Genomic DNA, 17611 nt, shown 5'->3' with positions numbered 1-17611 from the left:
TTGACGGACGTGATCCACCAACCCCGTGCATTTAACGGGCCCTTTGAAGTAGGCTGTTAGAATACAATCGAAGTATCCATGTTAAAAACGAAATACCACCTTTCCACATATACTGCTCTATTTCATTGTATGTCATCGTCTGTTCGCAGACAATCCAAATATCTGTACATTCAGTGATTTGGCAGCCAATCCCGCACATAAGTGTACCAACCTTACTTCAAGATAGGCTTGGCCCTATGCGAAAGTGGCTGGATCACGTCATTTTATGCGGAAGTTGACGAATCGAATCCACGATTTAATTCATCATCGTCGCGAAACGTTCGAAAGAACAGACTGATGATGCCAGATATGCCCCCCAACACCCCTACGATGGAAAACAAGAACCTCGCGCCAAGTACGTTTATCAACCAACCGCCTGCTATCAGTCCGACGGGGTTGGCACTACTGAAGAACAACCCGAAGCTGCTCATGACACGTCCCCTCATATCTTCAGGCGCAAGTAATTGCAAGGATGTCGCTAATGGGATGTTCAACAACGAACTCCCTGCTGTGGCAATGCCAAACAAAGCGATGGCCAGCCAAAGCGAAGGGAACAGCGCCATGAAAAACAGCGATAACCCGCCGGTGAGAAAGGATACAGTCATCCACTGCCACAACCGCAGTCGGTGGGCTAACTTACCAGAGAGCAGAGATGCTACAAGTCCTCCGGCAGCCGCAGCCGCTTCCAGATAACCATAACCAGCGACACCTGCATGGAGTACCTCTTTCGAAAACACCGAAGTGAAAATTTGAATGGGCGCACCTGTCATATTGACGATGGCGCCAAAACAGACCAAGACACGCAAAGTGCGTTTTCTCCATATGAAGCGAATCCCCTCAGAACTGTCGCGCAAAAAGCCGAGCACACCTTGACTTGCCTTGGCGCGCAAGGCTGGAATGGACAACAGCACGAAGCTAATGGCGCTTAGGAAAAAAGAGATACCATCCAAAAGCACTGCATTTCCTGGATGCAGCCAAGCGACGATAAGTCCCCCCACACCATAGCCGAGCAACGTGATCGCCTGGCTTGTCGCACTCAACAAGCCATTGGCTGGCGCCAATTGGCGTTCACGGTCGGGCAGTATGTTGGGCAAAGCAGCTTGTTCTGCCGGGCTAAACAACATGCCTGCAACAGAGAGCAGGAGATTGGCTGTGTATATCTCAACCGCGCTGGCGTGATGCCAAATCATCAGCAGGTAGACACATCCAACAATGACACCGCTGATGACATCGCTTCCCACAAGAATGACTTTCTTCGGTAGGCGATCCGCAACTGTCCCTAATGGTACGGCCAGGATGATGAATGACAACATCGGCACCAGTGGAACAAGCGCCGTTTTCAGAGCAGAATTGGTCGTCGATAGGACATACCACATGGTCGCCATCGTAAATAAAATATCGCCAAGCCCTGACACGATGCGTCCTGCCCAGAAGATTGAGAATGCTGGGATCTGAATCAACTCACTATAGCCAGGCGTCTTCTCTAATACGGTAGACAAGGTCATGACTTCCTTTCGTCACACTGTGTTTCACAGCTCGTCATGTGTCCTCTGGATCGCGATTCCTATCTTCCGCTTGAAATTCTTCAAGCATGGCCGCCTTGAGCATCGTACGACTAGATATGCTGCATCAAAGCAACCTCTCACCCAAACTGAAGGGCAATCTCTCTCCCCAGTGCCTTTGCCAACAAAGCCCAAGCTTCTTTGTCATCCGCCCCGTAAGGAAAAGGTTGAAAGCCGTAGTGCAGATAGATGCCGACAGCTCTATCACTGGTGGTCTGAGTGGTCAGATACATTTCCTCATATGATTTTGCAATCCGTTGCATCGCCAAAGAGACAACCCACTTGCCAAGTCCGTAGCCTTGGTAGGCTGGTGTCACGGCGACCCAGCCCAAGCGTCCCATATGCCGTCCATCCAAGGTGCCAGACATCGCCGTCGCTGTCCCCACCGCTTCGCCCCTTGCGTTCTCAACAAACAGGCAACGATCCGCCAGGACACCGACGTCGGGAAAATCGCGTGAAAAACGCTCCATAGCAGCGGTCTCCGTTGCAAACTCCCCCGCCTGCTGTTCAATCCTCGCCCAAGTGGCTTCATCTCCTGCTTGAAACCACCGCACATGAAATCCATTTGGCGGTTCAACAACAGGGATATGCTGGCTGTTGGGCCGATACATGTTGACCATCAGTCGTTTCAACGCATTCATCTCCTCAATCTGTCCACGAAACTACTGGATTAGCGGCAAATATAAATACCGAATTACACCCAGGTCTCCATCCGTTCGGCCAACGTCGCCGTGTAGCACTCCAGTTGCACACCATCGGGATCTAAGAAATTGATCGACCAACCGCCGCCGCGCTGTAGAGGGCCGCGTACAATCGGGACGTTTGCCTGGCGCAGCACATCGACCAGCAAATCAAATTTGGCGGGAGCGATATAAAACGCCACGTGATTAACCCCCAACTGTTGCGTCAAAGGGGACAATTCAGGACGCTCCTGCAGGCATACCCATGCCGTGCCCCATGTCAGATAAACGTCTCGCCGTCCGCGATGCACGACTTCCATGCCAAGTGTACGGACGTAAAAGTCCAGCGATTGCGCCAGATGGGCCACATCGATGGTCACGTGACTGAACCCCTGCACTCCGTGAGATATCACTTTACTATGCAGCGTCTCTTCCTCGGCAAGATATAAGACCATCTCCAACTCGTCCCAATAACGTCCAGACACCTGCATCGCCTGACGCATTGTCCCGTACACTGTAAATCCCACCGACTCGTACAACCGCTTGGCGGCGGTATTATCGCTGACCACAGTGAGCTGGATTTGCTCCAATCCCGCAAACTGTCGCGCTTTTTCAATAAGCGTCGTGAGCAGCATGCGACCAACGCCACGCTGGCGGAAATCCGGCGCCACAAACATCGCGTAAAGATGGGCAATATGCGCCACTTTCGTCTGCTTTTCCCGCACGAGCGCCACCATACCGACAAGCTGTCCATCCTCTGTAAAAGCCCCAAGCGTAAAGCTGTGATCCGTCGGCGCAAGCTGCCCCGCAGTTTGCGCCAGCGGCCTTGTCAGATATTCGTCATACGTCGTGAGAAATGATTCCGGATTTTTCGCAAGCGCCTCCAGGCGCAGCGCCCGGTAGATGGACGCATCATCTGCGGTGATCACACGTGTGTACAAAAAAATGCCTCCTCCTTGGTACCCCTTCAGGTCTTAGGGCGCGACGACCTCCACCTTGATCCTGTCGGGATCTTCGAAAAATACTGCATAATGCTGCGATCCGCCTGCAAACGGATGGCGATCTTCATACAGAATCGGTATGTTCCTCTCCCGAAGCAAGTTCGTCAACTCGTCCACTTGCTTGCGGGAACCTGCGTGAAACGCAACGTGATTCAAGCCAGTATGTCGTCTGTGATAGGGGGTTGCCAAATATTCTGGCATCGTTTGCACCAAGACAATGTAGGCGTCATTCTTACGCCAACTGCGTCCTTCGGGCCAATCTTGATAGGTTTCATAGCCCAGGTATTCAAGCAACCAGCCCCAGAATTTCACTGATCGCGACAACGCTGAGACATTGAGCTCCACATGGTGAACATGCCCGGTATTCCGTTGCGGCTGAATCTCCTCGCGGAAGTAAGCGCCCCAATCAGGTTGCGCGCCATCCACATCGCGAAAACCATACATTTTGGCCAACGCCCACGTGGACAGTGTCTTCCCAGCCATTCGCGCAACATTGTCGTCTGTCGCCAAAGCGACCACTGCGCGTCCAATGAAGTAAGGTGTCTCCGAAGCTGCGAAATCCGGTCGATTGGCGATGGCATCCCGCCAGTTTGCTTCCGTCACACCAAGTGTATCCAGCACAGCCTCAGAGCGCAGAAAACCTGGCGTCAGCGCCACGGCCGTGATATTCGGCGCGTATTGGCGAAAGTCTTGGGCCATGGCCTCCGCCAGATGAATCGTGGACACTTTCGCGAGACTGTAGTACAAGCTCCCCTGGTAGTCGTAGTCGACGCCATCGGTGATTTCAATCACGAGACCGCCAGACTGCTGCATCAGCGGCACGGCGTAATGCGTCGTGATGAGATGCGTGTGGACGGCGCGCGTCTGCATATGTAGGCCATTTGCCAACGAATGTGACCAGAACGGGATATGCCACTCCGCCAGTTCATCCCCGCCCCAGATGTCGTTGATCAAAAAATCCACCCGCCCCTGCTCATTGGCGATTCGCTCGAACAGCGCCTCGACTTCAGATTGCACCGTGTGGTCCACCTGCACGGGAATGCCGATCCCGCCGCGTGCAGTCACCATTTCAGCCGTCTCATCTATCGTCTCGGGCCGCCCTGTTGTGTGCCCCCGCACACTCCGCCCCGTGACATACACCGTTGCCCCCGCTTCGCCCAACGAGACGGCGATGGCACGTCCACACCCACGCGTCCCACCCGCGACGACTGCGATTTTCCCTTTCAAAGGTCGATTTAGCAAATTCACACCTCCGTTGCTATTGTCAATTTTTCCATTCGCAACATGATTGTGAAGAAGTCACACCGGTTTTAACCCTTCCCTTAAATCGCGAATGAAGTCCGAAGCAAATTGTTGCATTTCCGCATAGACAGCTTGGGCTTCCGGAAGATAACATACGCCCGCGCCAAGTACGTACTTCTCAAAATATTGCAACGTTTGCTCCAGCGTTTGGCCTCTCGCCGTCCCCGTACATAGTGATTTTACGATTAGATAAGTTTTTCCTCCTTCGATCATGTGCGCATCATGCAGTAGCCTTCCTTCTAGTGATTCTGCCAGCTCATCTTTTTGCGATTCCCAAGCGATTGTTACGATGCGCTCTACGCTGCCCGTATCTAGCCCTTCACGATCCAAAAACGCTCTGATGGCTTCCTCATGAAAATAGATAAAACCGTGAAAGTAAGCCGCGTATACGATGCTATCCCAATGATGTATCTCCGGATGGTATTTCAATAACTGCTTGGCGGCGTTGATGACCCTGTCAATGTGGCTTAAATCGTGCATGACATCTTTGTCCGCGTAAAATGGACGCGCAAAAGCAATCAAGCGATTGAGATCCATCACGGCATTTCGCCCCCTTCTTCCAGCGGATACGACATGAGCCAGCAATCACGCCATTCCCCTTCATGCCACTCATGCCTCGGAAGTTGCTTGATTTTGTGAAACCCGGCCTTCTCATAACATCGGATGGCTCGCGTGTTCCATGTCTGTGGATCCATCACCACTTGGTTGGCATGAAGCTGCTGACATAGATATTGCGCCATCGCTGTGACCAATTGCGTGCCAAGCCCCCGATTCCAAAATGACGGATCGCCAATGAATTGGTCCATGCCATATATGGTCTTTGACATCGTCAAACCGAGCTTCTCCTTCTCGTCTGCTGCAACAGGATAGAACTGAATGTATCCGATATCCGTTCCGTCGTAGTTGACAATGCAGCTAGTCACATGACGATCCGCTTTACTGCCGAACACCTGCTCCACCTGCGCCAAGTTGTATGGATTGTCTCGCCCCTCATAAAACGCCAACACGCTTGCATCGCTGAGCCACTTCGCCAACAACGGATAATCCACTGCACTCAATTGGCGAACTGCCAGTCCACCTGTTTGAAATACACGCATTCGCTCACCTCGTCTGCGCCCTGCATAGGCGTTCAGTCCAAACGGATAACTGCCTCCATGGTCGAGGCGCCATTGTCTGCAATCGATTCAATCGCGATTTCGTCCACCGTTGTCGCAAATGGAGTGACAAAACTTTCCGTCTCGCTAAGTGCAAGTTGAAAGACAGACGCGTCCTCTATACGTCCAACCGTCAAATGTGGCATATATGTCAGATTGCGATTTAAAAAGTTTCGCAGCAACCCTGTATATAGTTGATCGTGGAGCTTGATGATCTCGTCATTTCCTCGCTTGACGTTCAGAAAAAGGTACCCACCTTCTGCACCAGTGACACTCTGCAAAACCAACGCAAATGGTGATATCGCTCGAACTGCGTTTTGCACGTGCTGTTCAAGTGCAGCGGATGTGATATCGCTCACGAACGGAAAAACCAATGTCACATGTGGGGCAATGAATGAATGCAAACCATCGTATTTTGCTCTTATCTCGTGAATGGGCCTCGCGTCAATGAACTTCGGGAAAATATGGATTGCGCGAAGCCTGTTCATGCGCTTCTGCTCCAAGAGGTGGGGGCAATCCATTTGTTCCAACTTTCCCGTTTTTTCATACTTTCTCACCAGCAGATAAAGCAATACAGGACGCCACAGCCAACCAAAATAGCCGTTCTCGCACATGCCACTGCTTGTTCCAGTCCCGCGCATCCCATACTTCGGAATCCAAATCATCACCACCGTACAGCAGTTGGGCAAAGGCCACGTTTCTAAACTTGGCTACGGCAAAAAACGCCGCACATTCCATCTCGACCGTCAAACATCCCTCTGACTTGCGCAATTCTACTTTTTTGGGTGTCGAGCGATAAAAGGCATCCGTTGTCCACGTCTTCGAAACGATATATGGAACACCGTGTGCGCTGAGCACCTCTTCAATGGCGCGCACTCCGTTCGCATCCGCTTCCACCTCACGCCCCGGCTCCAGATAATGATACGACGTCCCCTCATCCCGGACGGCCGAATTCGGAATCACAATATGTCCAACCTGAATATGCTTGTCCAACACACCGGCTCCACCACAGGCAATAAATTTCTTGCAGCCCAAAGCAATGACCTCTTCTAAGAATGCAGCTGCGCTTGGCGCACCTACCCCGGGATGAAACAAAGCGACCCGCTGCCCGTTGTAATTCACTTCATATACCAGATTTTTCCCAGATTCAGACCCCAGTTCTGTCAAAACGCGAGCATGGCCGTCTCTGACGAGTTTGTCGATCACGTCCTTAAAAAAGCAAACTACACAGCTTTCCGGAATGTCGATGGGACGAATGTGTTCAGCCGCATTGATCATCGCGTGTGTCGCCGGATCGAACTCTAAAATGGGGTACACTTTTTTCTGCATAGACTCATCACTCTCACTACGTTCTTTTTGCGCCTGCGCCAAGATGGCATCAACAAATGCTTTCTTACTATCCGTGTAGCTTTTTACATCGTCACTAAATTGAACTGCCAATTCACGTTTCAACTGCAAATAGGATTCTACGACTTCAGGGTGAGCACGAAGATAATCCCGAAACAATAGATGCGCATTCCAATGAACGCCATTGTAAATCTCTAAATGCAAATAGTGGGTTCTTCCCATGTCCGTGTCTTTGGCAAAGACCACTTTGCCGTCAAGTTTCACACGCAATCGAAGATAACCTAACGTTTTGAGCTCAGAAGCGATTTCATCTACGTGATCGAAAGTGGCCACACCAATGGCGATATCAATCATCGGCTTCGCATCTAGCCCTACAATAGATGTACTGCCTACATGTTGGATATCAACCACGTACGCGCCAATCACATTTTGCAATTGCGCTTCATCCCGTTCAAACATGCTTTTCCAAGCTGGATGATACGGTTGCAAATGAACTGTATTCCGCGGAGCACCAAGCACTTAGCCCACCTCCGTATAGTTAGCATGGCAAAGACAATCATCACTGGACGTTCTCGCTGGTTGAGCACTCGCTATTACAAAAGCAGTTATCCATTCCAAACGCCTTGAAGTCGCCTGAGCAGAACAATTTGTCCGATGTGATAAGCATCATGTAACAGACAACCATTCATCATTGTCAAAGCTGACGCACCAGCACTATTGACCACCCTGTGCAGGTCTTCGGCGGTCGCCTTTTCTAAATGATTGTGAAAGTCGCGATACGACGAATAAAGTGTGAATAACGAATATCCCCACCCCTTCTCGTCTGTTGGATCACCTGGTTCACCAAACGTCATTTGATTGTCTATACGCTCCCCGGTTGGCGCCGCGCCAAGGAGGCGTCCCGAAACAAACGCTGTCCAAAACGTCAGATGGTTTACAATCTGCCAAATGCTATTGAAATCATCCTTAGGACGCCACGATGCAATCGGAGCCGTAACTCCATCCAGCGCTTTTTCTAAGGGAACAAACCAGGATGAATCTTTATCCAGGCGAAAACGCATTTGCTCTAACAGCGAATCCGTTACAGAGTCCATCGGGGCTCCCTCCAAAATTGATTTTGAAGAATAGCGTATCAGGGTTATAAGATTAGATTGGATTTTAGGTATGTTGTCGTCATATGCCCTTTGGAATCGACAAAACCAGTTTCTGTAAAGCAACGGCTACGCCATCGACATTGTTGGACTCCGTTACGTACTTGGTAAGTGTTTTTAATTCGTTTATGGCGTTGCCCATCGCCACAGGAAAACCACATAGCTCAAATAGTCCAATGTCATTGAAGTCATCGCCGAACGCCATGGTTTCCTCTGGCGGAATGTCCATCTGCTCTAGCACCTTACGCACGGCGTGTTCTTTTGACACAGACTTGTCCATGATCTGTACCAATATTCCACCATCTGTGCATATCACATTGACATCCTCAACGAAGTGGTCACGGATTGCTTCCCAATGCTGTAGGCCAAGAATGAGAATTTTGGTAGGCGATAAAGAATCAAAAAACGACTTGTCAACCACAGTTGGCTTTGGATCTTTGGGACGCAATCCGAATTCGGCACATCGGTTTTCAGGAACTGGATCTATACAATACCATGCGTCGTCTACCTCGTAGGAAATGATGGCCTGCGGTTCATGTTCGGACAAAAACTTAGCAATCATGACAGCCGTTTCAGTGCGAATACAGACGTGATGGCGAATTCCCTGGGACTCGTTCGTGATCAAAGCTCCATTATAATAGATCACATATCCATCGAACGGTTCATCCTGTAAAAGATGTCGAACAGATCTGGGTGGACGGGCAGTTGCGATCACGATTTGAATTCCTTTTTGTTTACATGCCGCTATGGCAAGGCGATTTAGAGGAGATATGGCCTTTTCATCGTTCAATAACGTCCCGTCCAAATCCAATACGATGCATTTCGTCTGAAACATTTTGGAATCACCCGCCACTCGCATTGCAAGAATGAGTTTTTCATTGATGATGCGCTTTAAGACACCAGAAGCAGCAGACTAAATATTGAGAATGTTAACAAAAACGCAACCCATATACAATAAAAAGCTTCTTAGCAGGACGTACCCCTGTCTTCGAAAAATTTTTCTGTAAAATTATCAGCAGTCGTCACCATAACGTTGCGGCGTGTTACACTGTATCTAGATATCTTGAAGGGGCGAAACAATGTGAGTGAAGACGTTGTCCAACAGTTGTTCAAGATGGTCGCTAGGAACAACGAACTTACCCAACAGGCGTTGAAGGAAGTTGCTGAAATGCGGCAGGAAATGAACCATGGCTTCCAGCAAGTCAATAGTCGTCTTGAACGTGTTGAAGAACGGATGGACGGATTAAGCACAAGGGTACGGCTGGTGAACCGATACGCCAGCGACTTGCGATTAGATGTTGACGAACTGAAAGGCGAACGGGCGTAATTGCCCGTTCTTTTTACATATTACCCCCTTGGGTGTAGTGATCTGACCGACTTTGCAGTAAGTCATTCATTGTGAATAAAGGATGGATCGACAGATCACCAGCAAGCAACGTATCAGTAGCAGATTCTTCTCGTTGAATCGCACAGATCACATCTTTCACCAGTGCGCCTACTTCGCGTAAATCTTTGGCGCTTAAAAGAATTTGTCCTCCTGTTGTGACAACATCTTCTACGATGCAAACAGATTTACCCGCTACGGATATGCCTTCAGCCAATTTACATGTTCCATATGCCTTCGCCTTTTTTCTGACAAAAACCACTGGAATCCCTGTCTCTATCGATATCGCCGTTGCTAGAGGGATTCCACCCATTTCAAGTCCCGCAAGGATCTCTGTTCCCTCTGGAATGAGCGAAGCCATGTGCTTTGCTACCGATGATAAGAGCGTTGGATTGGACTCGAACAAGTATTTATCAAAGTACTCATTCGCTTCTTTTCCTGATCTCAATGTAAATATCCCCGTTAAATGACACGTTTCATAAACTGCTTGCGCTAAATCTTGACGAATCACTGTACCACCTACCTTGTTTGGAGTTGAAACATGGTGTAGCCATTTTTCACCTATTGTCGTTGTAAACACATTACCATAGACACCATTGCAATAAAGCGTTCATTTGCTTTGCTCACGCGCCTGTTGGAGTGAAAAAGATGAACAGTTTGTCATGAGTTCTCAAATTACATAATGACGTACAAGATCACGAGGATCTTTGAACCGCCGTAGATGTTTGCTTTGAAATACGACCACCGTTTGTTGTTTGGGAATCACTTGTATCAAGGCTCCTCCTGCTCCAGACGCAGAGTAACCATCGGGATCAACCCACCAAAAATATCCGTAGTTTTTTACATGGCTGGTTGTGGATTCTTTTACCCATTCTGCAGGGATAATTTGATTCCCCCCTAAGGAACCTTGTTGTAAATAGAGATGTCCGAATTTGGCCATGTCTCGTGCAGGCAGATAGACAGGACCAATTCCTAGTCTCTGCGGGTCTTCTGATTCAGAGCGAGGAACCTCTATTCCGAGCGGTTGGAATAACCACGCTTCCAATAATTCTCCTATCGGCTTGTCGGTTGCGCGGGACAGACATGCGGCGGCTAGCAAGGCATCTGTATTTTTATAGTTAAAGTGCTGCCCCATCGCGTCACGTACCGGCAACTTTAAACTAAATTCGACCCAATTTCGGCTATTCGTGGTTCTGTGCCAGATGGGCTGGGCATCACCCGCCAATCGCGTGTAATAAAAGCCAGAAGTCATCGTCAAGAGATGGCGCAATGTCAAGCGGTGAACATGTGGATCAATGCCACTCAAATCCATGTCACGAAAAAAATCCAAGACGAGCTGATCTAGACTGTGGAAAACGCCTTTCTTTATGGCCATACCAATTAATGCCGACAAAATGCTTTTGTTGATTGACATCACCGGCAATGCATCATTTGATCCGTTGTTGTGATAGTAACGTTCATGCACAATCACACCGTCTCTCAAGATCAGCGCACTTAGGATGTTGGGATATTTGGCGGCAATTTCGCGATCCATCTGGTTAAGCCTAACCTCATCCAACCCTTTTTCCTCTGGAGATAAAGTCGTCCAGTTCTCAAAGCGTGGCATTCTCAACGACGTCCTCTCGCCAATAGGATCCAACCATAGAAGTCGGTACTGAAATGAGCTCTTCCGGCGTGCCGGCAGCGATGATCTCGCCGCCTTCGTCCCCGCCGCCAGGTCCCATCTCGATGATCCAATCACTCGACTTCAAGACAGATAAATCGTGCTCAATGATCAACACGGTATTTCCTCGTTCAACAAGACTGCGAAGAACGGACATGAGACGGATGACATCTGCACTGCTCAGTCCTGATGTCGGTTCGTCCAAAATATACAACATACCTTTGCTACGAGTCCGTCCGAATGCCTTGGCCAGTTTGATCCGCTGAGCTTCCCCGCCGCTTATGGTGGTGGATGACTGGCCTAATCTCAAATAGCCCATGCCGACCCGTTCCAATATGGCAAGCGGCCCGACGATAGCAGGCTCATGTTGAAAAAATTTGGCTGCTTCGGATACGGACATCGCCAAAATATCGGCGATGTTCTTACCAGATATAGAAATCTCAAGTACTTCCTTGCGATAACGGGTTCCACCGCAAACGTGACATGGCCATGTGAAGACAAACCCACGCGTTTCTTTCCGAATGACCCCTTCACCCTTACATTCCGCACAAGCGCCTGTAGAATTAAAAGAAAAATCCCCAAGCGTTAAGCCTGAATCCCTGGCATGTTCTTGCTGTGCAAAAAGAGAGCGAATTCGGTCCCATATGCCGATATAACTTGCAGGTGTAGATGTTTTTGCCCGCCCAATCGACAATTGTGTGATCACTGAAACGCCCGTCAATTGTTCGGCGCCAACCAGTTCGGCATCCACGGAATCATCTATGGACACATCCTCGTCAACCTGTTCATCGATTGAGTCATTATAGAATCTTTCTAAAAGAGGGACTAAAGTGGACGCGATCAGAGAACTTTTTCCGCTACCTGATATTCCAGACACACCGACCATCACGCCGAGCGGGATGGACACAGATACATCCTTCAGATTGTGAGTGGTCGCATGACGAAGCGTCAGCTTAGGCGTTACATCTGTCACCTTTTGTTTTTGGGATTTATCCATTGAACTGTAGCGTTTAGTATTCGCATATTCACGGATAAATGGCGCAAGGCGAGATCCCCTACATGTTAAATACCCTTTCACGTCACCTTCGTAGACAATTCGCCCGCCTTCTTCACCAGCGCCAGGTCCGATCTCGATGATCCAATCAGCGCCAAGTATGATACCGGGATCATGTTCAACCACAATCACGCTGTTGCCAAGCCGCAGTAGATCTTTTAAACGTTTGGTCAACAGCATTTTTTCGCTTTCATGCAACCCGACTGTGGGCTCATCAAAGACATAAAGGAGACCTTCTAATTCTGAATCCAGATATGAAGCAAGAAATAAGCGCTGTAATTCGCCGCCACTCAATGTGGGTGTTTTTCGATATAAAGATAGATGAGATAATCCGACATCGTGCAAATTGTTTATTTTTTCGCGAATCTTTTTCAAGACAATGCTGATATTTGGGTCAGCTTCAATCAGCTGTCCAGATACTTGATTCCAATACAGCGCCTGTTCGCGGAGGGTTTTGCCAGCCAATGCGCTGATGTGCAATCCACCAATGGTGACCGCTCTTGCTTCGTCACCGATTCTCGCGCCTTGGCAAGCAAGGCAAACAGTTGTTTCGGAACCTTCACCACCAGCAGTGATGCGATGTAAAAACGGAATCAGCCCTTCGTATCCTACCGTCAAGTCTCCGTGCATATACGCTTGTTGCACTTCAGAAGGCAAATCAAAATAAGAAACAGCGGGATCGAACCCATAGGCTTTTCCTAATCGCTTCAATCCCTCTCGCAGCTTAGCAGGTGATACGCGCCAAACTGACTCCTGTTGAAAACGAGATCCTTGCGAGAGTCTATCCACAGTTATGATCGATACGTGACCTGTACCAAAGCAGTTCAAACACATCCCCAGTGGAGAATTGAAGTTGAAATAGGCGTTCGGCAACGGCTCAACCTGCTGACCGCATGCTTTACATATCCTCCGTGAATCTGTCATGCCACCACACGCGCACGGATACTGCCCCACAAGGGAAAATACGATCTGCATCAGTTCCAATATCCCTGTTCTGGTACCGACCAAACTTCGCGGATTGGATTGACGAATGATCCGCTGTTCGACCGCGACGGTTGGCACCAAACCGGTCACGCTCTCGAATCCTTCCTTTTCCTCAACACTGTTTGCACCGACAGCCTGTTCGTACCTGCGTCTTCCCTCTCGATACAGTAGATCAAAGGCGAGTGTAGATTTCCCTGATCCACTAACCCCTGTAATCACGACGAATTTCCCCTTGGGGATATCCAAGTTGATATGCTTCAAATTATGTAGAACAGCACCTTGAATTCGTACGAAGTCCACGCTCATTCCCCTCTATATCATCATTCAATTCATTATTTTCGCTAATGCTCACATCAACGCCATCAGATGCGATGTATCATTGAATACAGCCAAAACATTTTGTCGGAAATCATTCTGAGTCAAAACAGATATACTGCCTACTGAAGCCGAGAAATATGATGTCGCCAACATCTGCGGGTCAAAGTTCATCCACCAGGCAACGATATAACTCAAAGTTCCACCATGCGTTACAATGATGAGATTTTTCTCCGTTTCCCAATTGCATATCCTATCCATGCAGTTACATACTCGATGATAGAATTGCCGCCATGTCTCACCGTCTTGGAATTCTTGGTAATCTATATCAAACACATTTCCTGTCCGAAGATTTCTGTTTTCTCTAGCCCAATCTTTAGTTTTGCCTGCCGCAACGCCATTGTTTATTTCTCTGAGATCCTGCTCTACCGTAACTACTAATCCCAGCTGTTTCCCAATGATTTCTGCTGTTTGCTTTGCCCTCAACAAGTCAGAGGCGTACAAAACATACTCGTGACCGTCGCCATTTATCAGTTTTTTTAATTTCCCTGCAACCAGTTCAGCCTGTTTTCGTCCTAAACCCGTAAGTGGCGTATTTGTCCAACCGCCCGACAATTGATTGATGTGGTGCTCTGATTGACAATGTTGAATTACAATTACGCTACTCATTTCAATGTCCCTTTCGCATACAGAAACGGATGTTTTACAGACTCTGATGCCAATCGCTCAATATCCACAACACGATTACGTGGAATAATCAAAAGGCTTGCAGGTAATTGGCAACGTGCTAGAATTAATCCACTCTACTGCTTGTAAGACCAACGGTGATGAATTCTTTATTGTGACATCTCTCAATGAAAGCCAAATTGCCCTTCCCGAATCCTGACCCTCGAATCTATGTATGACGCCTGGTGGCTGTTCAATATTCAACTCCACTTCGTACATCATCGCGATGTGATGAAGGCGCTCCATTGTGTTGTCCTTTCTTGTCCACAACACACTAAAGTCACACGTACCAATGCTACTCAGCTTAACAGTGGTAACCCCTGTCTCTTCCGCAATTTCACGTGTAATTGCCTGCTCTAGAGATTCGTTGCCCTCCAGCCTGCCGCCTGGCAAATCATATTGTCCTGTATATGGCCCTAAAAGTTTCTCAATGACCAATAATCGATTTCCATTAACGCAAATTCCATATACGCCTATGTGGCGATAAAAATCGTTTTTGTTGATATCATTCACTTAGGCAACCATCCTCTTTTTAAAAACATCCCCACGCTATGACTTCGTTAGATACAGAGCCAAATCGTGATCGACCTGCACCATACTGCCTTGTACGACTGGTTGCCCATGGTATGTAAGGCCTCTTCCGTCTGGTACATACCCTCTTTTCGCATACAAACGCTGTGCATCTCCATAACTGGCAAATAGGCCAACGCCTACACCGACAACACCATATTTACGAATCGCGATATGCTCGACAGCCGCCATGAGCGCATGCCCGATGCCATGTCTTCTTAAAGGTGGAATGACATTAAAATCATTGATTTCTGGTATGCCATTTTCAACAAAATACGAGTAATGTGACTTTGCAAGCAGATGTAAGCTTCCAGCAAACTGCCGTTCATAAAATGCTAACAACGTAATGCGTTCGCCTGTTTTATTTTCTTCCCAACATTTTAAAATGTAGTCCAATGGCTTCCCGATATCATGTTCATCAAAAATACAAAATACATGGTCGATGTCGTCGGCAGTCATCTGCCGAATCTGAATCGCTTTGTTCATCTTCATCCCTTTCTTCGTGAACAAATCAGTGCAGATTACTCGGATAACGCCTTCGTCACTGCCTTGTTCAAATTCGAAAGCAATGTATCATCTCGAACCAACACACCACGTCTTTTCAAGAAAACGTCAAATCCGCGTAGAGATTCAGTGTTCACTCGCGGAAGCAGTTGGAAATGCAAATGATTCCTCTTTCCGTCACACATCGTGATGAAATAGACCTTTTCCGCATCAGCAACTTCTTTGAGCGCTTGAATAGCCGCCTGTGTTACCTTCAAAATATGCGTGCCTAATTCTAGCGGCATTTCCGACAGGTCCTCGTAATGGTGCTTGGTCAATAAAATAGAATGACCTGGATTTCTTGGATAATCATCTAAAAACAGAAGCACATACTTATCTTCGTAGTACAGACGCCCTGTAAAGGGACCATAAACACTGTCGAGATTCTGACATGTAGGGCATATCCCCATTTCTTGAAGCGCTTTCACACGCTGCTCCACCAACTCCCTCTGCTTCAATTCTTCGTCGGTAGACGGTTTCACAACACTCATGTCATCAACTCCAATTCAGCATGAATAAAAACCGTAAAATATGAATTCAACGCTGGATTACAAATCCCTTCCAGTTACCTTCTCCGTCAACTATATTGTCTGCGTAAATAAAAACAGACGACTTTCGTCGCCTGTCAGTGGATGATATAAGGCAGGGCCACTCCCATTGCACCACCAAATTCAAGATTCAGCCGTCGGCCCTCACCCTTTGGGAGAAATACTGTGTTCGATCCTGCGTTTAATTGTTTACCACGCAAATTACGGCTTGCTTCACATGTCTGAATCTTACAAAAAAATCATCATGACTCGTGCCGTAAACCATGAAACATGCAGCACCTAAACAATTCAGCGTTTGAATTTTTTTACCGAGACCAGATTTTCTCGCCAAATATCATCTCTTCCACTGCGGTTAAGCCCAATTCCTTTGTTGCTTCTGTTTGCTTGAACCCTCTTATTTGAATCTGCTCGCGCTGCTGCAACATTGACCATTACAGCGTTTAACGGTTTACGTGATGTGCTTGCCTCTTCGTTGTAAAAACATACTGTCGTCTGGCCGTTGAAGTGCGAACAGCCCTAATTTCGTTCTTCTCATGTGCGCATATTTGTTTAATTGGCTGTTCACGCCGTCAAGCATTTTGACCAATTGTTGTGATAATGCAATAAAAATTTGGAGCGTTCATGTCCATTTTCCCAACCCTGCAAAACGAACTCCGTAGTAAGAAATCAATTTATGGAGACAGGAGACTTGGATTGAGTCCAAAACAAAGGGAGAATTATCAACCTTTATCCACTTGCACAGATGTACCTTCCTAAACTGCTGCCCCTTAACTGACCCGATGCTCCATCCGTAGTTTGTCCGCAATCATTGCGATAAATTCCGAGTTGGTTGGTTTGGTCTTTGACGCGCTGACTGTATAACCAAACACTTTGCGAATGGCATCCATATTGCCACGTCCCCACGCCACTTCAATCGAATGGCGTATTGCGCGTTCCACACGAGATGGGGTTGTCTTGTAACGCTCAGCAATGCGCGGATACAGAATTTTTGTAATCGATCCCAATATCTCCACATCATCAAAGACGATACCGATGGCTTCCCGTAAATAATGGTATCCTTTGATATGCGCCGGCACGCCAATTTCATGAATAATTTGAGTAATTTGGGCATCCACCGATCTTTTCATCACCTGATTTGGTGTGGATGAAGTCGCTCCCTGATATGCGGCGTGCATTTGCGTCGCTGCCACTGGTGCTGTGTTGCCCTGGACCACTTGGCGAATTCTATCGGCCAACAAGGGCATATCAAACGGTTTGAGGATGAAATACGAAACCCCAAGCTCCACAGCCCTGCGCGTCACCGTCTCTTGTCCAAACGCGGTGAGCATAATGACTTTGGGCGGTCTTCTGGATACATCGTTCAGACGCTCCAATGCGCCTATACCGTCAAGCACTGGCATAATGATATCAAGCACCAGCACATCCGGTTCGGTGTCACGCACCAAATTTAGTACGTCATTTCCGTTGTATGCAACCCCACAAAGATTCATATCCGGCTGAGATGAAATGAATTCGCCAAGCAAATCAGCAAATTCATGATTGTCGTCCGCGATTAAAACATTCAAAAACGACACCGACAGACTCCCTC

At 48.1% G+C, this 17611-nt stretch carries 19 protein-coding genes and 2 pseudogenes; 1 reads left to right on the top strand and 20 read right to left on the bottom strand.

All coding sequences use genetic code 11. The annotated features are described in order from the left end of the window. Window positions 1-263 precede the first annotated feature (263 nt). From ACFSB2_RS10220 to ACFSB2_RS10165, 12 genes and pseudogenes are all read right to left on the bottom strand, one after another. Window positions 264-1538, bottom strand: coding sequence for an MFS transporter (locus ACFSB2_RS10220; RefSeq protein ID WP_377942929.1), 1275 nt, complete (start codon window positions 1536-1538; stop codon window positions 264-266). A 143-nt stretch (window positions 1539-1681) separates the two neighbouring features. Further along, window positions 1682-2233: a GNAT family N-acetyltransferase gene (locus ACFSB2_RS10215; RefSeq protein WP_377942928.1), complete on the bottom strand. Its 552-nt coding sequence runs from the start codon at window positions 2231-2233 to the stop codon at window positions 1682-1684. Window positions 2234-2295: 62 nt separating this feature from the next. After that, window positions 2296-2736, bottom strand: coding sequence for a VOC family protein (locus ACFSB2_RS10210; RefSeq protein ID WP_377943003.1), 441 nt, complete (start codon window positions 2734-2736; stop codon window positions 2296-2298). 15 nt (window positions 2737-2751) lie between these two features. Continuing rightward, window positions 2752-3210, bottom strand: a pseudogene (locus tag ACFSB2_RS10205) (GNAT family N-acetyltransferase); the annotation flags it as partial. A gap of 45 nt (window positions 3211-3255) precedes the next feature. Beyond that, on the bottom strand, window positions 3256-3627 hold the full coding sequence (locus ACFSB2_RS10200; protein ID WP_377943002.1) for a VOC family protein: 372 nt from the start codon (window positions 3625-3627) through the stop codon (window positions 3256-3258). Between the two features lie 21 nt (window positions 3628-3648). Beyond that, window positions 3649-4524, bottom strand: a pseudogene (locus ACFSB2_RS10195) (SDR family oxidoreductase); the annotation flags it as partial. A 57-nt stretch (window positions 4525-4581) separates the two neighbouring features. Then, complete coding sequence (locus ACFSB2_RS10190) at window positions 4582-5124, bottom strand: HD domain-containing protein (protein ID WP_377942927.1); 543 nt, start codon at window positions 5122-5124, stop codon at window positions 4582-4584. After that, a complete protein-coding gene (locus tag ACFSB2_RS10185) occupies window positions 5121-5681 on the bottom strand; it encodes a GNAT family N-acetyltransferase (protein WP_377942926.1) in 561 nt (186 codons plus the stop codon). The genes ACFSB2_RS10190 and ACFSB2_RS10185 overlap by 4 nt, the downstream gene beginning before the upstream one ends. Before the next feature lie 32 nt (window positions 5682-5713). Then, window positions 5714-6226 (bottom strand): 2'-5' RNA ligase family protein, encoded by a 513-nt coding sequence (locus ACFSB2_RS10180; protein WP_377942925.1) that lies wholly within the window; start codon window positions 6224-6226, stop codon window positions 5714-5716. Between the two features lie 55 nt (window positions 6227-6281). Continuing rightward, window positions 6282-7604: a GrpB family protein gene (locus tag ACFSB2_RS10175; RefSeq protein ID WP_377942924.1), complete on the bottom strand. Its 1323-nt coding sequence runs from the start codon at window positions 7602-7604 to the stop codon at window positions 6282-6284. An 86-nt stretch (window positions 7605-7690) separates the two neighbouring features. Beyond that, the gene (locus tag ACFSB2_RS10170; RefSeq protein WP_377942923.1) at window positions 7691-8179 is read right to left on the bottom strand and encodes a DinB family protein; all 489 of its coding nucleotides are present in this window, start codon (window positions 8177-8179) and stop codon (window positions 7691-7693) included. 79 nt (window positions 8180-8258) lie between these two features. Further along, window positions 8259-9071: an HAD family hydrolase gene (locus tag ACFSB2_RS10165; RefSeq protein ID WP_377942922.1), complete on the bottom strand. Its 813-nt coding sequence runs from the start codon at window positions 9069-9071 to the stop codon at window positions 8259-8261. A 246-nt stretch (window positions 9072-9317) separates the two neighbouring features. Here ACFSB2_RS10165 and ACFSB2_RS10160 point away from each other — a divergent pair, with 246 nt between their 5' ends. Beyond that, window positions 9318-9563 (top strand): hypothetical protein, encoded by a 246-nt coding sequence (locus ACFSB2_RS10160; RefSeq protein WP_377942921.1) that lies wholly within the window; start codon window positions 9318-9320, stop codon window positions 9561-9563. Between the two features lie 13 nt (window positions 9564-9576). On the opposite strand, the gene pyrE is transcribed toward ACFSB2_RS10160, so the two are convergent. The 8 genes from pyrE to spo0A form a co-directional block, all read right to left on the bottom strand. Continuing rightward, a complete protein-coding gene (gene pyrE, locus ACFSB2_RS10155) occupies window positions 9577-10131 on the bottom strand; it encodes an orotate phosphoribosyltransferase (RefSeq protein ID WP_377943001.1) in 555 nt (184 codons plus the stop codon). 159 nt (window positions 10132-10290) lie between these two features. After that, window positions 10291-11226 (bottom strand): serine hydrolase domain-containing protein, encoded by a 936-nt coding sequence (locus ACFSB2_RS10150; RefSeq protein WP_377942920.1) that lies wholly within the window; start codon window positions 11224-11226, stop codon window positions 10291-10293. Continuing rightward, window positions 11213-13621 (bottom strand): excinuclease ABC subunit UvrA, encoded by a 2409-nt coding sequence (locus tag ACFSB2_RS10145; RefSeq protein ID WP_377942919.1) that lies wholly within the window; start codon window positions 13619-13621, stop codon window positions 11213-11215. Before ACFSB2_RS10145 ends, ACFSB2_RS10150 begins: the two co-directional genes overlap by 14 nt. A 48-nt stretch (window positions 13622-13669) precedes the next feature. Then, on the bottom strand, window positions 13670-14305 hold the full coding sequence (locus ACFSB2_RS10140) for a histidine phosphatase family protein (protein WP_377942918.1): 636 nt from the start codon (window positions 14303-14305) through the stop codon (window positions 13670-13672). Between the two features lie 75 nt (window positions 14306-14380). Continuing rightward, complete coding sequence (locus tag ACFSB2_RS10135; protein ID WP_377942917.1) at window positions 14381-14875, bottom strand: NUDIX hydrolase; 495 nt, start codon at window positions 14873-14875, stop codon at window positions 14381-14383. 36 nt (window positions 14876-14911) lie between these two features. Continuing rightward, a complete protein-coding gene (locus tag ACFSB2_RS10130) occupies window positions 14912-15418 on the bottom strand; it encodes a GNAT family N-acetyltransferase (protein ID WP_377942916.1) in 507 nt (168 codons plus the stop codon). A gap of 35 nt (window positions 15419-15453) precedes the next feature. Beyond that, on the bottom strand, window positions 15454-15966 hold the full coding sequence (locus ACFSB2_RS10125) for an HIT family protein (protein ID WP_377942915.1): 513 nt from the start codon (window positions 15964-15966) through the stop codon (window positions 15454-15456). A gap of 824 nt (window positions 15967-16790) precedes the next feature. Beyond that, window positions 16791-17588: a sporulation transcription factor Spo0A gene (spo0A, locus tag ACFSB2_RS10120; RefSeq protein WP_377943000.1), complete on the bottom strand. Its 798-nt coding sequence runs from the start codon at window positions 17586-17588 to the stop codon at window positions 16791-16793. Window positions 17589-17611 lie beyond the last annotated feature (23 nt).

The organism is Alicyclobacillus fodiniaquatilis (genome assembly GCF_042678105.1).
Classification (GTDB): domain Bacteria; phylum Bacillota; class Bacilli; order Alicyclobacillales; family Alicyclobacillaceae; genus Alicyclobacillus; species Alicyclobacillus fodiniaquatilis.
Note: the sequence above shows the minus strand (reverse complement) of the source record. Positions and strands in the feature narration are given on the sequence as shown.

What these genes read in the sequence shown, in the direction of transcription:
- ACFSB2_RS10210 (WP_377943003.1), bottom strand. Translation starts at nt 2,736, where the DNA reads ATGGTCTTATATCTTGCCGAGGAAGAGACGCTGCATAGTAAAGTGATA.
- ACFSB2_RS10185 (WP_377942926.1), bottom strand. Translation starts at nt 5,681, where the DNA reads ATGCGTGTATTTCAAACAGGTGGACTGGCAGTTCGCCAATTGAGTGCA.
- ACFSB2_RS10180 (WP_377942925.1), bottom strand. Translation starts at nt 6,226, where the DNA reads ATGAACAGGCTTCGCGCAATCCATATTTTCCCGAAGTTCATTGACGCG.
- ACFSB2_RS10170 (WP_377942923.1), bottom strand. Translation starts at nt 8,179, where the DNA reads ATGGACTCTGTAACGGATTCGCTGTTAGAGCAAATGCGTTTTCGCCTG.
- ACFSB2_RS10165 (WP_377942922.1), bottom strand. Translation starts at nt 9,071, where the DNA reads ATGTTTCAGACGAAATGCATCGTATTGGATTTGGACGGGACGTTATTG.
- ACFSB2_RS10150 (WP_377942920.1), bottom strand. Translation starts at nt 11,226, where the DNA reads ATGCCACGCTTTGAGAACTGGACGACTTTATCTCCAGAGGAAAAAGGG.
- ACFSB2_RS10140 (WP_377942918.1), bottom strand. Translation starts at nt 14,305, where the DNA reads ATGAGTAGCGTAATTGTAATTCAACATTGTCAATCAGAGCACCACATC.
- ACFSB2_RS10130 (WP_377942916.1), bottom strand. Translation starts at nt 15,418, where the DNA reads ATGAACAAAGCGATTCAGATTCGGCAGATGACTGCCGACGACATCGAC.
- ACFSB2_RS10125 (WP_377942915.1), bottom strand. Translation starts at nt 15,966, where the DNA reads ATGAGTGTTGTGAAACCGTCTACCGACGAAGAATTGAAGCAGAGGGAG.